The 15,211-nt window shown below is 59.5% G+C and carries 12 protein-coding genes; all 12 read right to left on the bottom strand.

Translation table 11 applies throughout. The features are described from left to right. Positions 1–1,686, bottom strand: coding sequence for an ABC transporter ATP-binding protein (locus ABJI08_RS01245; protein WP_348400009.1), 1,686 nt, complete (start codon positions 1,684–1,686; stop codon positions 1–3). A 6-nt stretch (positions 1,687–1,692) separates the two neighbouring features. Continuing rightward, positions 1,693–2,775, bottom strand: coding sequence for an ABC transporter permease (locus tag ABJI08_RS01240; protein WP_348400008.1), 1,083 nt, complete (start codon positions 2,773–2,775; stop codon positions 1,693–1,695). A gap of 140 nt (positions 2,776–2,915) precedes the next feature. Further along, on the bottom strand, positions 2,916–4,280 hold the full coding sequence (locus tag ABJI08_RS01235; RefSeq protein WP_348400007.1) for a CmpA/NrtA family ABC transporter substrate-binding protein: 1,365 nt from the start codon (positions 4,278–4,280) through the stop codon (positions 2,916–2,918). Positions 4,281–4,546: 266 nt separating this feature from the next. Beyond that, on the bottom strand, positions 4,547–5,722 hold the full coding sequence (locus tag ABJI08_RS01230) for an ABC transporter substrate-binding protein (RefSeq protein WP_348400006.1): 1,176 nt from the start codon (positions 5,720–5,722) through the stop codon (positions 4,547–4,549). Beyond that, positions 5,719–6,303, bottom strand: a complete 585-nt coding sequence (locus ABJI08_RS01225; protein WP_348400005.1) for an ANTAR domain-containing protein — start codon at positions 6,301–6,303, stop codon at positions 5,719–5,721. The genes ABJI08_RS01230 and ABJI08_RS01225 overlap by 4 nt, the downstream gene beginning before the upstream one ends. 184 nt (positions 6,304–6,487) lie before the next feature. Next, positions 6,488–7,231 carry an SDR family oxidoreductase gene (locus ABJI08_RS01220; RefSeq protein ID WP_348400004.1) on the bottom strand — a complete coding sequence of 248 codons (744 nt, stop codon included), beginning with the start codon at positions 7,229–7,231 and terminating at the stop codon, positions 6,488–6,490. Positions 7,232–7,314: 83 nt separating this feature from the next. Further along, entirely contained in the window at positions 7,315–8,769 is a 1,455-nt protein-coding gene (locus ABJI08_RS01215; protein ID WP_348400003.1) for an aldehyde dehydrogenase family protein, read from the bottom strand. Further along, positions 8,756–10,369 carry a dipeptide ABC transporter ATP-binding protein gene (locus tag ABJI08_RS01210; RefSeq protein ID WP_348400002.1) on the bottom strand — a complete coding sequence of 538 codons (1,614 nt, stop codon included), beginning with the start codon at positions 10,367–10,369 and terminating at the stop codon, positions 8,756–8,758. The genes ABJI08_RS01215 and ABJI08_RS01210 overlap by 14 nt, the downstream gene beginning before the upstream one ends. Beyond that, positions 10,366–11,187, bottom strand: coding sequence for an ABC transporter permease (locus ABJI08_RS01205; RefSeq protein ID WP_348400001.1), 822 nt, complete (start codon positions 11,185–11,187; stop codon positions 10,366–10,368). The genes ABJI08_RS01210 and ABJI08_RS01205 overlap by 4 nt, the downstream gene beginning before the upstream one ends. Next, the gene (locus tag ABJI08_RS01200; RefSeq protein WP_348400000.1) at positions 11,184–12,131 is read right to left on the bottom strand and encodes an ABC transporter permease; all 948 of its coding nucleotides are present in this window, start codon (positions 12,129–12,131) and stop codon (positions 11,184–11,186) included. Before ABJI08_RS01200 ends, ABJI08_RS01205 begins: the two co-directional genes overlap by 4 nt. Positions 12,132–12,196: 65 nt before the next feature. Continuing rightward, complete coding sequence (locus ABJI08_RS01195; protein WP_348399999.1) at positions 12,197–13,684, bottom strand: ABC transporter substrate-binding protein; 1,488 nt, start codon at positions 13,682–13,684, stop codon at positions 12,197–12,199. Between the two features lie 37 nt (positions 13,685–13,721). Then, positions 13,722–15,029 carry an acetylornithine deacetylase/succinyl-diaminopimelate desuccinylase family protein gene (locus tag ABJI08_RS01190; protein WP_348399998.1) on the bottom strand — a complete coding sequence of 436 codons (1,308 nt, stop codon included), beginning with the start codon at positions 15,027–15,029 and terminating at the stop codon, positions 13,722–13,724. Between the last annotated feature and the right edge of the window lie 182 nt (positions 15,030–15,211).

Here is a 15,211-nt window from a genome sequence, read left to right as displayed (position 1 = left end):
TTACTCTGCTGCGATGGCCTTGGCCGGTTTGGGTTTCGGGGTGGCGCCGTGTTCGTATTCCTCAAGAAAATCGAGCACTTCCTGACGGAAATGGTAGTAATCCGGGTGTTCCAGCAGGGCCTTGCGGCTGCGCGGGCGGGGCAGGTCGACATCGACGATTTTGCCGATTGTGGCCTGCGGTCCATTGGTCATCATCACCACGCGGTCGGCCATCAGGATGGCTTCGTCGACGTCATGCGTGACACAAATGGCGGTGACTTTGGTGCGGTCCCAGACTTCCATGAGCACCTCCTGGAGTTCCCAGCGGGTCAGGCTGTCGAGCATGCCAAAAGGTTCATCCAGCAAGAGAAGTTTAGGAGACAGGGCAAAGGCGCGGGCGATGCCGACACGTTGCTTCATCCCGTTGGACATGGAATGCGCGGGGCGGTCCATGGCATCGCCCAGACCGACGCGTTCCAGATAGTATTCGACCACGTCCTGCCGTTCGCCCTGAGACGCACGGGGATAGACTTTGTCCACACCAATCGCGACGTTTTCCTTGGCAGAAAGCCATGGGAACAGGTTGGGGGACTGGAACACAACCGCGCGTTCAGGGTCAGCGCCAACAACGCCGCGCCCATCCAGATTGATCACGCCCTTGGAGATGTCATTCAGGCCGGCCGCCATGGTCAGAACCGTGGATTTGCCGCAGCCAGAATGCCCGATCAGCGAGATAAATTCGCCTTTGTTCAGCTTGAGGTCAAAGTCTTCGACCACGGTCAGCGGACCTTTGGGCGTTGGGTAAATTTTGTGCAGTTGCGAGAATTCGAGGTAGCGATCTGTACGCAGGCTTTGCGTGGCTTTTACATCGGCTTGCGCCTTGGGCAGGTTGTGGATTGCCGTGACGTTGGGCAGTTCGCGCGAGCTGTCGACCTTGGCCTGAATACCGACGTCCATCAGGTATTTGGTGATTTCGGCGCGCAGGGCTTTGAAACCGTCGTGATGGTTCATTTCCATGCGGTCGCGTGGGCGGGGGATGGTGACCTGAAACTCTTCGCCCAGCGTTCCGTCGGGGTTTAACGCGATGATACGGTCGGCCAGAATGATGGCTTCGTCGACGTCGTTGGTGATCAGAACGCAGGTCTTTTTATCGGCTTGCCAGATCGCCTCAATCTCGTCTGCAAGATTGGCGCGGGTCAGGGCGTCGAGCGCAGAGAGCGGTTCGTCCAGCAAGAGCATTTCCGGGTTCATCGCCAAGGCGCGGGCGACATTGACGCGCTGACGCATACCACCCGAAAGCTCGGCAGGGCGGCGGCCTGCGGCATGTCCGAGACCGACCATCTTGATGTAATGCGTGGCCTTTTCGATCTTTTCCGTTTTGGGCATGTTTGGAAACACCGAGTCCAGCGCGAGCATGACGTTGCCGGTGACGCTGAGCCAGGGCATCAGCGAATAGTTCTGAAAGATCACACCGCGTTCGGGGCCGGGGCCTGTGATGGGTTTGCCCTTGAGGGTCACGGCACCTTTGGAAGGCATTTCCAGCCCGGCCATCAGGTTGATGAGCGTGGTTTTGCCTGAGCCGGAGAAGCCGAGAAGCACAAGGAACTCGCCTTCCTGTACGTCGAGGTTGATGTTTTTGAGCACTTCGGTGCGGGCTGTGCCCTCACCGAAGTCTTTGGAAACGTTGTCGAACTTTAGGATGCTCATGTCAGATCACCGGTTAGAGGAGAATGTGAAGAGCGACTGGATGGCGTACATCAGGCGGTCCAGAAGGAAGCCGATGATGCCGATGGTGAAGACAGCCACCATGATTTTGGCCAGAGAGCTGGACGAGCCGTTCTGGAACTCATCCCAGACAAATTTGCCAAGACCGGGGTTCTGGGCCAGCATTTCGGCAGCGATCAGCACCATCCAGCCAACACCCAGCGAGAGGCGCAAACCGGTGAAGATCAGGGGCAGGGCCGAGGGCAGGACCAGCTTGGTGATTTTGGTCCATGTGTTCATTTTCAGAACTTTGGACACGTTCACCAGATCTTTGTCGATCGATGCCACACCAAGAGCGGTGTTGATCAGCGTGGGCCAAAGCGAACAGAGCGTAACAGTGATGGCCGAGTTCAGGAAGGACTTGGAAAACAGCCCGTCGTCAACCGTATAAGTCGCCGAGACCACCATGGTCACAATCGGCAACCATGCCAGTGGTGAGACTGGTTTAAATATTTGAATCAAAGGGTTGATGGCTGCGTTGGCATAGGGAGACAGGCCCGCCATGATGCCAAGTGGGATGGCAATTGCCGACCCGATCAGGAAGCCGAAAAACACGGTTTTGATCGAGGTCCAGATTTGTTTGTAATAGCTGGGGGCGCCGGTATAGGCGATTTGTTTGACCTTTTCCGGCTCGCCCTTGTCGATGAATTTCTGATTGCGCGCGTCCAGCCGGTCGTAGAACTTGGCCTCTTTGGCGGCCTTGGCTTGCGCGTCATGGTGCAGGTTGACGGCTTCGACCATGACTTGCTTGGGGCCGGGCACGGCGCCGAGTGACGTTTGCACCTGTGGGGCAAGGGATGCCCAGAAGAACAGGAAGGCGCTAATCGCCAGAAGGGGCACACCAAGCAGGCGCCAGATTTCTTTGGCTTGTGCTTTTGGGTTGTCGCCAGCGACAGCTTTGAGGATCGGGGTGATGAAGCTGAGGCCCAGGACCTGGAACCAGGTGTCGGCCTTGTTGATACGTGTGAAGAGACGGGCGCGGCGCGCCTCGCGGTCTTCATCGGCCAGTGTTTGTGGGTCTATGGCGGTCATGGTCGGGTCCTTGGATCGGGGTGAAACCGGGATCGGCATCACGTCGGTATTCTGTCGGTATTACGTCAGTGTGAGAGGACGGTGCGGCGCTCGTGGTTCCTGGGGAACCACATCGCCCCGCCCGCCCTCCCAGAGGCGCGTCAGCCCTGAATTTCAGTGCCGATGATTTTCTGTTCGCCCTTCAGGCCGATAGGCAGGCTGTCGAGATAGGCGTTGGGGGTTTTGCCGTCATAGCCAATGCCATCGATGATGTCGGCGGCAGGCGTTGGGGCCTTGTAGCCGTCGCTGTCCCAGGGGAAGTCATCGGCGTTGGCCAGACCTTCGTCGACCAGCAGTTTGGCAGCTTCGAGATAGATTTCCGGCTTGTAGACCGATTTGGCGACCTCATCATACCAGCTGTCGGGTTTGGCTTCGGCAATCTGGCCCCAGCGACGCATTTGGCTCAGGTACCAGACTGCATCAGAGTAGAACGGGTAGGTCGCGTTGTAGCGGAAGAACACGTTGAAGTCGGGGACGTCGCGTTTGTCGCCTTTTTCGTATTCAAATGTTCCGGTCATCGAGTTGGCGATCACGTCGTAATCCGCGCCGACATATTCCGGCTGGCTGAGGATTTCGACGGCTGCTGCGCGGTTGGCGTTGTCGTTTTCATCCAGCCACATGGCCGCACGGATCAGCGCCTTGACCAAAGCGAGCGTGGTGTTGGGGTTTTCTTCGGCAAACGCAGCGGTGATGCCGAACACCTTCTCCGGGTTGTTTTTCCAAAGCTCATAATCGGTGATCACCGGAACGCCGATGCCTTTGATCACGGCCTGTTGGTTCCAGGGTTCGCCCACAGAGTAGCCATAGATTGTACCGGCTTCCATTGTGGCGGGCATTTGGGGCGGCGGGGTCACGGACAACAGCACGTCGGCGCCAATTTGGCCGGTGATGTTTTGCGGGCTGTAATAGCCGGGCTCGAGACCGCCGGCAGCAAGCCAGTAGCGCAGTTCGTAATTGTGTGTCGACACAGGGAAAACCATGCCCATGTTGAACGGTTTGCCGTTGTTCTTGTAGTCTTCAACAACCGGCGCCAGTGAGCTGGCAGAGATCGGGTGCTGCGGACGACCATCCTCCATCAATGGCACATGTGGTTTCATCTCTTCCCAGATCTGGTTGGAAACGGTGATGCCGTTGCCGTTCAGGTCCATTGAGAAAGGCGTAATGATGTGGGCCTTGGTGCCATATCCGATGGTTGCGGCGAGCGGTTGACCGGCCAGCATATGCGCGCCGTCCAGCTGGCCGTCGATCACGCCGTCCAGAAGAACCTTCCAGTTGGCCTGAGCTTCGAGTGTGACAAACAGGCCTTCGTCATCAAAGAAGCCTTGTTCGTAGGCCACCGCGAGCGGTGCCATGTCAGTCAGTTTAATAAAGCCGAAGGTGAGTTCGTCTTTTTCCAGTTCCAGTTCCGCCATGGCCGGCGTGACCAGCATGGTTGTGGCCGCAAGAATTGAGGCAATGCGTTTCATGAAGTGTTCCTTAAGAGTTGGCCCCAGTGAGGAGGAGGGGGGCAGGAAAACAAAAAAGCCGCTGACCGACGCTGCAGGTTTTGCAACGGGTCGAGCGGCTTTGCTCAGGTCTCCACGTCATCGCGGAGGGTGGACTTGCGAGACATCGTTGCCTCGGCTTGTGACTATTAAACGGGTCCGGGTCGGTGTGGACAAGGGCGGGCGGTCTAATTTGCGGGTCAATGCTGCGTTGCCGCATGAAAATGCTGCAATTGCACAAAAAATGGTCAGTTATTGGATGCCGGGTCAAATACGCGCCCGTCAAAAAAGGCGTCCGGGCCGAGAATCAGTGTTCCGGTTCCGGATTTTGCGGCGGTGGGTGTGTCGAGCGCACCTTCGAGTTTGACGGAGGCGGCGGGCATGTCGGCGCCCATCGGCGCGAGGTGGCGGCGATAGAGGTCAGAGCGAAACACTGTGGCGGCTTTTTCGGCCGATTGGCTGGGATCAAGGCCACACCTGTGGGCCAGCTGAGCGCCGATCCATGCCGCTTGTGATTTCCATGGGAAGGTGGCAGCGCCGTCGTAGAAGTTGACCATGCGGGGCACACGGTGGGCGCGGGTTGAGCGTGAGATGACCATACGACCTGTCAGCGCGCGTTCCAGTATTTCGGCGGGCAGGCCGAGATATTCAGGCCAGCTTAATATCTCGGTTGCTGTTGAGAGTTTGGATGTGTTGCCCAGCCAGCGACCGGCCTTCCAGACAGCGCGCAGGAGGCGGCCCGCCATGTCGTCTTGGGTCTCGGCCCAGTCGCGCCGCACGGCCAGGACTTTTTCGGGGCTGAATTGCCAGATGCTGGCGCAGGGCAGCAGCAATTCACCGCCGCCGTTTTCGACCGTGATAGAGCCCCACGGTTCGCCCACACAAAAAGCATCAATTTCGTTGGCGGCAATGGCGTCGGCCATCAGGGGCGGAGGAATTGTGTGCACGCTGATCGACAGGTTTTCCGGCAGGCCCAGACCGGCGAGCCAGTAGTGCAGCAGTTCGGCATGCATGGAAAACGGGAATGGCACGCCAATGCGCAGGGTGCCGTCCAGTTGCGCCAAAGCCAGCCCGGCGGTCGTGGCATCCTGAAAATCCGTTGTGAAGCCGTTGGCGCGCAGGCGGGCAGCAACAGTGTTTGAGACGCCGATGACGTTGCCATTGACCGAAAGCACCGACAAAGCGTCCAGTGGGGTGGCGATGCCGCCAAGCCCCAGGGCCATGGCCACAGGTACGGGCGACAGCATATGCGCGGCTTCGATCTGACCAAGGACAAGCCGGTCACGCAAGGTGGACCAGGAAGGCCCGCTTTGCAGGGTGAGGTTCAGCCCTTCTTCTTCGGCAAACCCAAGTTCACGGGCAATAATCAGCGGGGCGGCATCGATCAGCGGCATGAAACCGGCGGTCAGGGGCAGGAGCGTCATGAGAGCAGCTCGGCAGCAGTGACAAGTGCCTGTGCAACGTCGGCGATTTTCTTGCCTTGTCCCATGGCGGTTTTGCGGATCAGCGCATAGGCCTCGTCTTCGGTCAGGCCGCGGGCGCGCATCAGGATACCTTTGGCGCGGTCGATGATCTTGCGTTCTTCGAGGGCGCGTTTGGTGGCGGCCAGTTCGGTGCGCATGCGTTGAAACATGTGAAACCGGGCAATGGCGGCGTCCATCACGGGTTTGATCCGGTCGGCGCGCAGGCCGTCAACCACATAGGCGGAAACGCCTGCCTCGATCGCGGCTTTGGTCAGGCCATCATCGGAACGGTCGACAAACATCGCCACGGGGCGGTCCAGCGGCGACGAGGCAAGCGTGAGTTCTTCGATCACGTCGCGCGACGGGTTGGTGACATCAACCAGTACGATGTCCGGGTTAAGCTCGGCAGCGGAGCGCGCGAGGCAGGTATGACCGGCGAGGACCATGATGTGGTGGTCGCCGGTTTCGGTCAGGCTGTCGATGATGGCGCGCGCGCGGTCTTTGTCGGGTTCGACAACAAGGATGGTGAGCTTGGCGGACACAGGTTGGTGGCTCTCTTGCGGATAGCTGATCCAACCGTGGTAGGGCCGTGTGGGGGGGATTCACCAGAGGTGCGGCGGGTATCAGGAGATGAGTGCCTGAAAATGGTGCAAGGTCTGAGTGAATGCGTAATTTTTGTGCTGCGTGAGACTCGTGGGCGCGGGGGCCGGACCGCGCCCGGTCTGGTCAGATGCAGCGCCCGCCATCGACCTCCATCAGGGTTCCTGTAATCAGGCCCGCCTCGTCTGAACATAAGAAGGCTGCAGCGTTGCCCATATCGTGCGGTTGGGAAAACCGGCCCATCGGGATGGTGGCCAGGAATTTGGCACGTATTTCGGGGGTGTCTTCGCCCATGAAGCTTTTGAGCAAAGGGGTTTCGCCCGCCACCGGGTTCAGTGCGTTGACGCGAATGCCAAAGGGAGCAAGCTCGACGGCCATGGTTTTGGTGGCAACGTTCACCCAGCCTTTGGAGGCGTTGTACCAGTTGAGGTTGGGGCGAGGGGACAGGCCGGCGGTGGACGAGACATTCAGGATGGCGCCGGATTTGCGCGCCTTCATGTGAGGCACCAGCGCCCGGGCGATGAGGTATATCGATTTGCAGTTCACCGCAAAGACGCGGTCGAAATCTTCGTCGCTGATGGTTTCCATCGGTGCGGGCAGATGCGTGACCCCGGCGTTGTTGACCAGAATGTCCACATGGCCCCATTGGCTCAGCGCGGCGTCAACCATTGCCTGAACGCTGTCGCCATCTGCGACATTCACGGTGCAGGGGATTGCGTTGTCGTGTTCGCTGGCTTTGCTCTCGGCGGCGTCGGCGTTGATGTCGGCGACCATGACGCGGGCGCCTTCGGCCAGAAATTTGTCGACAATGCCAGCGCCGAACCCCTGGGCGCCGCCGGTGACGATGGCGGTTTTATCTGCGAGGCGCATGGTGGGTTTCCTTTTTGATTTGTTGTTTTGAGCCGGGCTGTTGGATCGCCTCCGGCGGGAGTATTTTGGGCAAAATGAAGGCGTTAGCCGTGCAAGGCGGCCACGGTTTTGAGTTGCGAGAAGTGGAACAGGGCCTCGAACCCTTTTTCGCGGCCATGGCCGGATTTTCCGGTGCCGCCAAAAGGCAGTTCGACACCGCCCCCTGCGCCATAATTGTTAAGGAAAACCTGACCCGCATTCAGCTGCTTGGCCAGCCGCATCTGGCGGGCGCCGTTTTGCGACCAGACCGAGGCGACAAGGCCAAAATCGGTGCCATTTGCGATGGCGAGCGCCTGTTCTTCGGTATCAAACGGGATCAGGACCTGCACCGGGCCGAAGATTTCCTGCTGGGCGAGGGTGTGATCGGGCGGAACGTCTGCAAACAGAGTGGGCGCGATATAGGCACCGCCTGCCGGGGCATTTGCGACGATGTCGCCGGTGGCGGCGGTTTCAAGGTCCGCGCCCTGATCGAGGAAACTTTGTACAATCGCTTGTTGGCGGGTCGAGATCAGGGGGCCAAGTTCGAGGTTTTCGGTCGCGGGTGCAGCGCGCAGTTTGGTGTAGGCGGTTGCCATGCGGGCGCGCACCTCGCCATAGACGGGGCGCTGGACCAGGATGCGGGATGAGGCAGAGCAGGTTTGTCCCGCGTTCTGGATGCCTGCGTTCACAAGAAACGGCAGGGCGGCGTCAAGATCGGCGTCAGCAAAGACCAGTTGCGGGGACTTTCCACCCAGTTCCAGCGTGACCGGCACCACGTTTTTGGCGGCGGCAGATTGGATCAGGCTGCCGGTGGCCACGGACCCTGTGAACGAGATATGCTTGATCCCCGGATGTTCGGCCAGCGCCGCCCCGGCTTCGGCGCCCAGTCCGGGCACAACATTGAGCGCGCCTTTTGGCAATCCGGCCTGCATCGCCAGATCGGCAAAGGCGAGCGCGGTCAGGCAGGCCTCTTCTGCGGGTTTGAGGACACAGGCATTGCCCATGGCCAGCGCGGCGCCGACAGAGCGGCCAATGATCTGCATCGGGTAGTTCCACGGCACGATGTGGCCGGTGACGCCGTAAGGTTCGCGCAGGGTATAGACGGTGTAGCCATCCAGATAGGGAATGGTTTCGCCATGCACCTTGTCCGCCGCGCCGCCGTAAAATTCGCAGTACCGCGCCAAGGCGATCACGTCGTTGCGCGCCTGTGTCAGGGGTTTGCCGACGTCGAGCGCTTCGAGCAGCGCGAGCGTGTCGGTGTGCTCCAGCACCAGTTGGCCCAGCCGGGTGAGGATGCGGCCACGTTCGACAGCCGTCGCGCGGCCCCAGTCGCCTGCGCGCGCGCCGTGGGCGGCGGCGACGGCGGCGTCGATATCGGCAGAGGTGCCGCGCGCGATGGCGCAAAGAAGGGTTCCGTCGGACGGGTTCACAAGGTCGAGGGTGTCGCCCGAGGCAGGCGGCACCCATGCGCCGTTGATCAGGCAATGGGACGGGGTGAACCACAGGTCAGGCAGGGACATTTGCAGCGTCTTTCAGATGGGAGAGATCAGGCAGCACCGGGGCGGCGGCGATCAGGGTTTGCGTGTAGGGGTGTTGCGGGTTTGAGAACACGTTTTCGGTGTCGCCCTGTTCGACGATTTCGCCAGATTTCATCACCAGCACGCGGTCGGTGACGGTGCGCACCACGCTGAGGTCGTGCGAAATGAACAGGTAAGACAGGTTATGGCTGCGCGACAGGTCCGCGATCAGGTCGAGAACCTGGGCGCGGACCGAGACATCCAGCGCCGAAACGGCCTCGTCAAAGATAATCAGCTCGGGTCGAATGATCAGGGCGCGGGCGATGGCGATGCGTTGACGTTGGCCGCCCGAGAATTCGTGAATGTATTTGGTGGCGTCCGAGGGGTGCAAACCGACAGCGGTCAGCGCGTCACCAATGGCAGCGTCACGCACGGCTCCGGTGGGCGGATCGGGCATCAGGTGGAAAGGTTCGGTGATAATGCGAGCGACGCGATGGCGGGGGTTGAAGCTGCCATAGGGGTCTTGAAACACCACTTGCAGGCCGGAGCGTAACGCCGGGTCGAGCGTGGGGCCAACTGGTTTGCCAAAGACCGTGATCGACCCGGATTGCAGAGGTTCGAGGCCAAGAATGGCGCGGGTCAGTGTGGATTTGCCACAACCGGATTCTCCGACCAGCCCGACCCGTTCGCCCTGGTGAATTGTAAAAGAGATGTCGTTGACCGCGCGGTGATGTTGACGCGGAGCGAACAGACCGGTGCGCGGTAAGGCATAATCGCGGATGGCGTTTTTGACTGTAAGAATTGGGTCGGGGCCGTCGGGGGCGTCAGGGAGCGTGACCTGATGGCCGGACGCCTCGAACAAAGCGCGGGTATAGGGGTGTTTCATGTCGGCAAACAGCGCGCGGGTTGGCCCCTGTTCGACAATGTCGCCGTGGCGCATGACAACAATCCGGTCCGCCATGTCCGAGACCACGGCAAGGTCATGGGTGATCATCATCAGGCCCATGCCAAATTCGGCCACCAGCTCTTTGAGAAGATCGAGGATTTGCGCCTGCGTGGTGACGTCCAGCGCTGTGGTCGGCTCGTCCGCGATCAAGAGGCGCGGACGCAGGGCGATGGCCATGGCGATTACCACGCGTTGCCGTTGACCTCCGCTGAGTTCATGCGGGTAGCGCGACAGTGGGAACCGGTCCGGGGGCAGGCCGACGCGGGTCAGCATATCGCGGGCCTGACTTTCGGCGTCTGTTTGCGTGGCATTCGTGTGGATCAGGATGGTTTCCATCACCTGTGCGCCAATGGTTTTCACTGGGTTGAGCGCGGTCATGGGTTCCTGAAACACCATGCCGATGTCTTTGCCGCGCATGGCGCAGAGCTGCGGTTCGCTGAGCGCGAGCAGATTTTGATCGCCCAGGCATATCTGGCCAGAGGTTTGCGCGCTTTCGGGCAACAGCTGCATGGTGGCGAGCGCGGTCATGGATTTGCCAGAGCCGCTTTCGCCAGTGACGGCGACGATTTCGCCGGGAGCGATGGAAAACGAAATGTTTTTCAGGATCGCGTGCGGGCCGATTTGCAGGGTGAGGTTTTCGACGCTGAGCCAGGTCATGAGCGGGCCACCCGGATTTTCGGGTCGAGCAGATCGCGCAGCCCGTCGCCCATCAGATTCAGGCCCAGAACAGCAATGACAATGGCAAGGCCGGGCACCAGTGCGAGGTGGGGCGCAAAGCTGACCATGGTTTGTGCATCGGCCAGCATACGGCCCCAGGAGGGCGTTGGCGGCTGGGCGCCAAGGCCGACATAGCTGAGGCCCGCTTCGGCGAGGATGCCAAGCGAAAACTGGATGGTGCCCTGAACGATCAGCAGATTGGCGACATTGGGCAGGATGTGTTCGACGCTGATCCGGGGTTTGGATTTTCCGGCGACGCGGGCGGCCAGGATAAACTCGCGTTCCCAAAGCGACAGCGCGCCAGAGCGGGTCAGGCGGGCGAACACAGGGATGTTAAAGATGCCGATGGCGATGATCGCGTTCACGGCGCTGGCGCCCATAACGGCGGTGATCAGGATGGCGATGACAAGGCTGGGAAAGGCAAAGATCAGATCATTACCACGCATGATGACCTCGTCCGTCCAGCCACCTTTGTTGGCGGCGGCCCAAAGGCCAAGCGGTACGCCAAGCCCCATGCCGATACCCACAGCAACAAAGGCCACGGCCAGTGACGTGCGTGCGCCGACCATGATCATCGAAAAGATGTCACGCCCGAAATGATCAGTGCCAAACCAATGCGCCATGGTTGGTGTCTTGAGTTTGTTGGGGATATCCATCGCGGTGAAATCATAGGGCGTCCAGACAAAGCTGATCAGTGCGGCCGCGATAACGATCAGGCAGAGCGTGCCCCCGATATAGAGATTGCGCGCGCGGATCATGTGCGGCTCCTTAGGCGGGGATCGACGGCGGCATAAGCGAGGTCGACAAAGAAGTTCACAAGGATCACCGAGAAGACCAGCAGCATCACAACGCTTTCCACCACAATCAGGTCGCGCGCCGAAATGGACTGAAAGATCAGCCGCCCGAGGCCGGGCAGGAAAAACACCTGTTCAATGATGATGCCACCCGCCAGCAGGAACGAGAATTGCAGGCCAATGATGGTAAGCACAGGGATCAGCGCGTTGCGCAATCCGTGACGCCAAAGCGCCTGACGACGGCTGAGGCCTTTGGCGCGGGCAGAGCGCATGAAATCCTCGCCCAGGATATCCAGCAGAGAAGACCGCATGACCCGCGCAAGGATGGCCGATTGAGGAAGGGCAAGCGCGATGGCAGGCAGGGTCAGGGATTTCAGCGAAACAAAAACGCCTTCGTCCCATCCCGGAAAACCACCGGCAGAGAACCAGCGCAAGTTGATGGCAAAGATCAGTACCAGCATCATGGCAAACCAGAAATTGGGCACGGCCACACCCAGCTGTGTGGCGCCCATTACGGCCATGTCCCCGGGTTTGCCGCGACGCGAAGCGGCGTAGATGCCAGCGGGAAAGGCGATGAGGGTCGACAGCGTGAGTGCATAAAGCGCCAGTGGCAGCGACACCCACATCCGGTCGGCAATCATCTGTCCAACAGGGGTGCGATATGTGTAGGACATGCCGAAATCGCCCCGCATCATGCCACCGATCCAGTTGAGGTAGCGCTGGGTTTTGGAGACATCCAGTCCCAGTTCGGTCCGCAATGCCGCAACGGTTTCAGGCTGGGCGTTGATGCCCAGCATATAAGACGCCGGATCGCCAGGGGCGACTTCGATCACCAGAAAGATCACCAGTGAGGCGATGGCGAGGCTGATCGAGAGCGACAGAGCGCGTTTCAGGGTATAGCGGAGCATGATGTTCGGAATGTTAGGAGGCTCCGGCCCTGAAAGTTGGGGCCGGAGTAGGTTTCAGGGTTGCTTTAGTCGGTCCAGTGCACAGCGCTCAGATCATTTGAGGCGGTTGGCTGGTTGACCCAAAGCCCCTCGATTTTGACGTTGGCAACGGTTGGGAAGGCAAGCTGGAACAGGTAACCGTTCACGTAATCCTCGGAAATGATGGTCTGTGCCTGCGCGACCATTTCCGACCGCTTGGCAGGGTCAGTGGTGCGGTTCAGTTCCGACATCAGATCCTGGAACGCTTTGTTATCATACTGGAAATAGTATTCAGGGCGGGCATAGATACCGATGTCAAAAGGTTCGGTGTGGCTGACGATGGTCAGGCCGAAATCTTTGCCCCGGAACACCTGTTCCAGCCACTGTGCCCACTCCAGATTGCTGATTTCGGTTTCGATACCAACTTCACGCAACTGAGCGGCGATAATCTCGCCCCCGCGGCGTGCATAAGATGGAGGCGGCAGTTTCAGTGTGGTTGTGAACCCATCCGGGAACCCCGCTTCGGCAAGCAGTTTTCTGGACATTTCGGGGTCATAGCCTGAGTTGCCGGTCAGATCGACATAGTCGGGATTGTGGGGCGCAAAATGGGTGCCAATCGGGGTGCCAAGGCCAAACATCGCGCCGTCGATGATCGCCTGGCGGTCAATCGCGTGGGCGATGGCTTTGCGGACTTTGACGTTGTCCAGCGGTGGCATCTGGTTGTTGGTCGACAGGATGGTTTCGCCCTCTGATGATCCGTTCAGCACCTTGAAACGTGGGTCCGCTTCGAATTGCGGCAGGTTTTCCGGCGCAGGGAAGTTCGAGAAGACATCCACATCTTCGGCCATCACGGCGGCAAAAGCGGCGGTTGGATCGGCGATGAATTTGAACGTGGCAGATGCAATGGCCGGGGCATCGCCCCAATAGGCGTCATTGCGCATCAGTTCGATTTTGTCGCCCTGCACCCAGTTTGAAAACTTGTAAGCTCCGGTGCCCACAGGGTTGGTCTTGATGTTTTCAATGCTTTCCGGTGCGACGATCACCGCGTCCCCCCAGGCCATGTTGAACAGGAAGTTACCATTCTGTTCAGACAGCGTGACCTGCACCGTCATCGGATCAACCACGGTGACGTCCGAAATGGCTGCAAACAATGCTTTCTGGGCGTTGGCGCTGTCTTCGGCGCGTGCGCGGTCGAGGCTGAATTTCACATCTTCGGCGTCCATGGCCGAGCCGTCGTGAAAGGTCACGCCTTCGTTCAGGTGAAACGTATATGTCAGGCCGTCGTCAGAGATGTCCCAGCTTTTGGCAAGCCCGGGCACAACCGCGCCGTCGGACATAAAGCGGGTCAGACCTTCGAACACGTTGGAATACAGCACCGAATCGATGGCCTGCGCGGCAGCGCTTGTGGGGTCGAGATGCGGCGGTTCCAGTTGGATCGCGATGGTGATGTCGTCCTGAGCGGCCTGTGCGGCGCCCAGCCCTGCGGCGAGGGCGAACATGCTGGCCATGGCCAGCTTTCCGGCTTGAATACGCATTAAGTTTTCTCCCTGACTGTTTGTCTTTTTCAAATGTTTATGCAGCGTCTGACGGCAGCAAAAGCTGTGCCAGACTGTGGGCCATGACCTTGGCGCTGTCGACCATGTCGTCGATACCAATAAATTCATCCGGCTTATGCGCCATTTCGAGAATGCCGGGTCCATAGGCAATACAGTTCTTCAGCTTGCCGATCCGATCAATATGTTTTTGGTCGTATGTGCCCGGAGACGCGACATATTCCGGTGCTTTTCCAAGGATTTGCGTGATCGAGTTGTCGACCGTGGCCACCACCGGCGCAGAGCGGTCGGTCATAGAGGGGGCAACGTGGTTGATTTCGCGCATTTCATAGCGGAAGTTTTCGCGGTTGGTTTCAAGGTCTTTCAACAGCGATTCCACTTCGCCCGACACGGCGGCGTGGTTTTCTTCGGCAAGATAGCGGCGGTCGATCACGATGCGACAGCTGTCGGGCACGCAATGGGCGGGCAGGCCGGTATAGTCTGCGGGTTGTTCGTTTTGTCCACCATGGATCGAATTGATGTTCATGGTCGAGCTGCGCGCGCCCTCGGGCACAACGGGCATATCGGTGTGGCGGGCGGCCATGGCCGGGAACAGGTCGGCTTCGAATTTGTCCAGCACCGCGCCCATGTGACGTACGGCGCAATCCCCGAGAAAGGGCATAGAGCCATGTGCAATCTCGCCAAAGGTTTCGATCTCGGCCCACCAGCCGCCGCGATGGCCCAGACATATGCGATCTTTGTGCAGCGGTTCGGGGATGATCACGTGTTGCACCCGATCAGGCGCGAAAAAGCCGCGTTCAGCGAGGTAGGCCACGCCGCCATAGCCACCGGATTCCTCATCTGCCGTGCCAGAGATTTCAATCGCGCCGCAGAAATCGGGGAACTCCTGAAGGAACGCTTCAGCGGCGATAATCGAGGTTGCCAGCCCGCCCTTCATGTCACAGGCGCCGCGGCCGTAAATCTTGCCGTCAGAGATTTCGCCGCCGAAAGGATCAAAGGTCCAGCCAGCGCCAACTTCGACCACGTCGGTATGCGAGTTGAAATGTACGCACTCGCCCGCATGTCGGCCTTCTTTGCGGGCGACAATGTTCCAGCGGGGGTAGGCGTCGCTGTCGCCCGGTGCGCCGACGGCCCGGATCATCTGGGTGTCAAACCCATGTCGTCCCAGACGTTTGTCGAGATAATCACAGATGTCGCGATAGCATTCGCCCGGAGGGTTGAGGGTTGGAATGCGAATAAGATCCTGCGTCAGGGCAACCAGATCGTCACGCAAAGAGTCGATGCGGTGCATCAGGGCATCAAGGTTGGGCAGGTCTTCTTGCGGCATGGGGGGTCCTTGAGACGGGGTGGTCATGGTCGTAGCCGGAGCTTAATGCGCCGGTCGGTACAGTCTGTCCAAACGAAGCCCGACACAGGGAAACCGGTGCGACGCCTGGACATGGGCAGAATGGCTCAGGGTGTGCTACGGTATCAATACCGTAGGAGTACGGTATGCAATCTTTGAGGGCG

It is taken from the genome of Shimia sp., assembly GCF_039969785.1.
Classification (GTDB): domain Bacteria; phylum Pseudomonadota; class Alphaproteobacteria; order Rhodobacterales; family Rhodobacteraceae; genus Shimia.
This window is presented reverse-complemented; position numbering and strand designations above follow the sequence as displayed.

Bases quoted from the DNA above. Each gene is read 5' to 3' on its own strand.
- ABJI08_RS01245 (WP_348400009.1), bottom strand. From the start codon at position 1,686: ATGAGCATCCTAAAGTTCGACAACGTTTCCAAAGACTTCGGTGAGGGC.
- ABJI08_RS01240 (WP_348400008.1), bottom strand. From the start codon at position 2,775: ATGACCGCCATAGACCCACAAACACTGGCCGATGAAGACCGCGAGGCG.
- ABJI08_RS01235 (WP_348400007.1), bottom strand. From the start codon at position 4,280: ATGAAACGCATTGCCTCAATTCTTGCGGCCACAACCATGCTGGTCACG.
- ABJI08_RS01230 (WP_348400006.1), bottom strand. From the start codon at position 5,722: ATGACGCTCCTGCCCCTGACCGCCGGTTTCATGCCGCTGATCGATGCC.
- ABJI08_RS01220 (WP_348400004.1), bottom strand. From the start codon at position 7,231: ATGCGCCTCGCAGATAAAACCGCCATCGTCACCGGCGGCGCCCAGGGG.
- ABJI08_RS01215 (WP_348400003.1), bottom strand. From the start codon at position 8,769: ATGTCCCTGCCTGACCTGTGGTTCACCCCGTCCCATTGCCTGATCAAC.
- ABJI08_RS01210 (WP_348400002.1), bottom strand. From the start codon at position 10,369: ATGACCTGGCTCAGCGTCGAAAACCTCACCCTGCAAATCGGCCCGCAC.
- ABJI08_RS01205 (WP_348400001.1), bottom strand. From the start codon at position 11,187: ATGATCCGCGCGCGCAATCTCTATATCGGGGGCACGCTCTGCCTGATC.
- ABJI08_RS01200 (WP_348400000.1), bottom strand. From the start codon at position 12,131: ATGCTCCGCTATACCCTGAAACGCGCTCTGTCGCTCTCGATCAGCCTC.
- ABJI08_RS01195 (WP_348399999.1), bottom strand. From the start codon at position 13,684: ATGCGTATTCAAGCCGGAAAGCTGGCCATGGCCAGCATGTTCGCCCTC.
- ABJI08_RS01190 (WP_348399998.1), bottom strand. From the start codon at position 15,029: ATGCCGCAAGAAGACCTGCCCAACCTTGATGCCCTGATGCACCGCATC.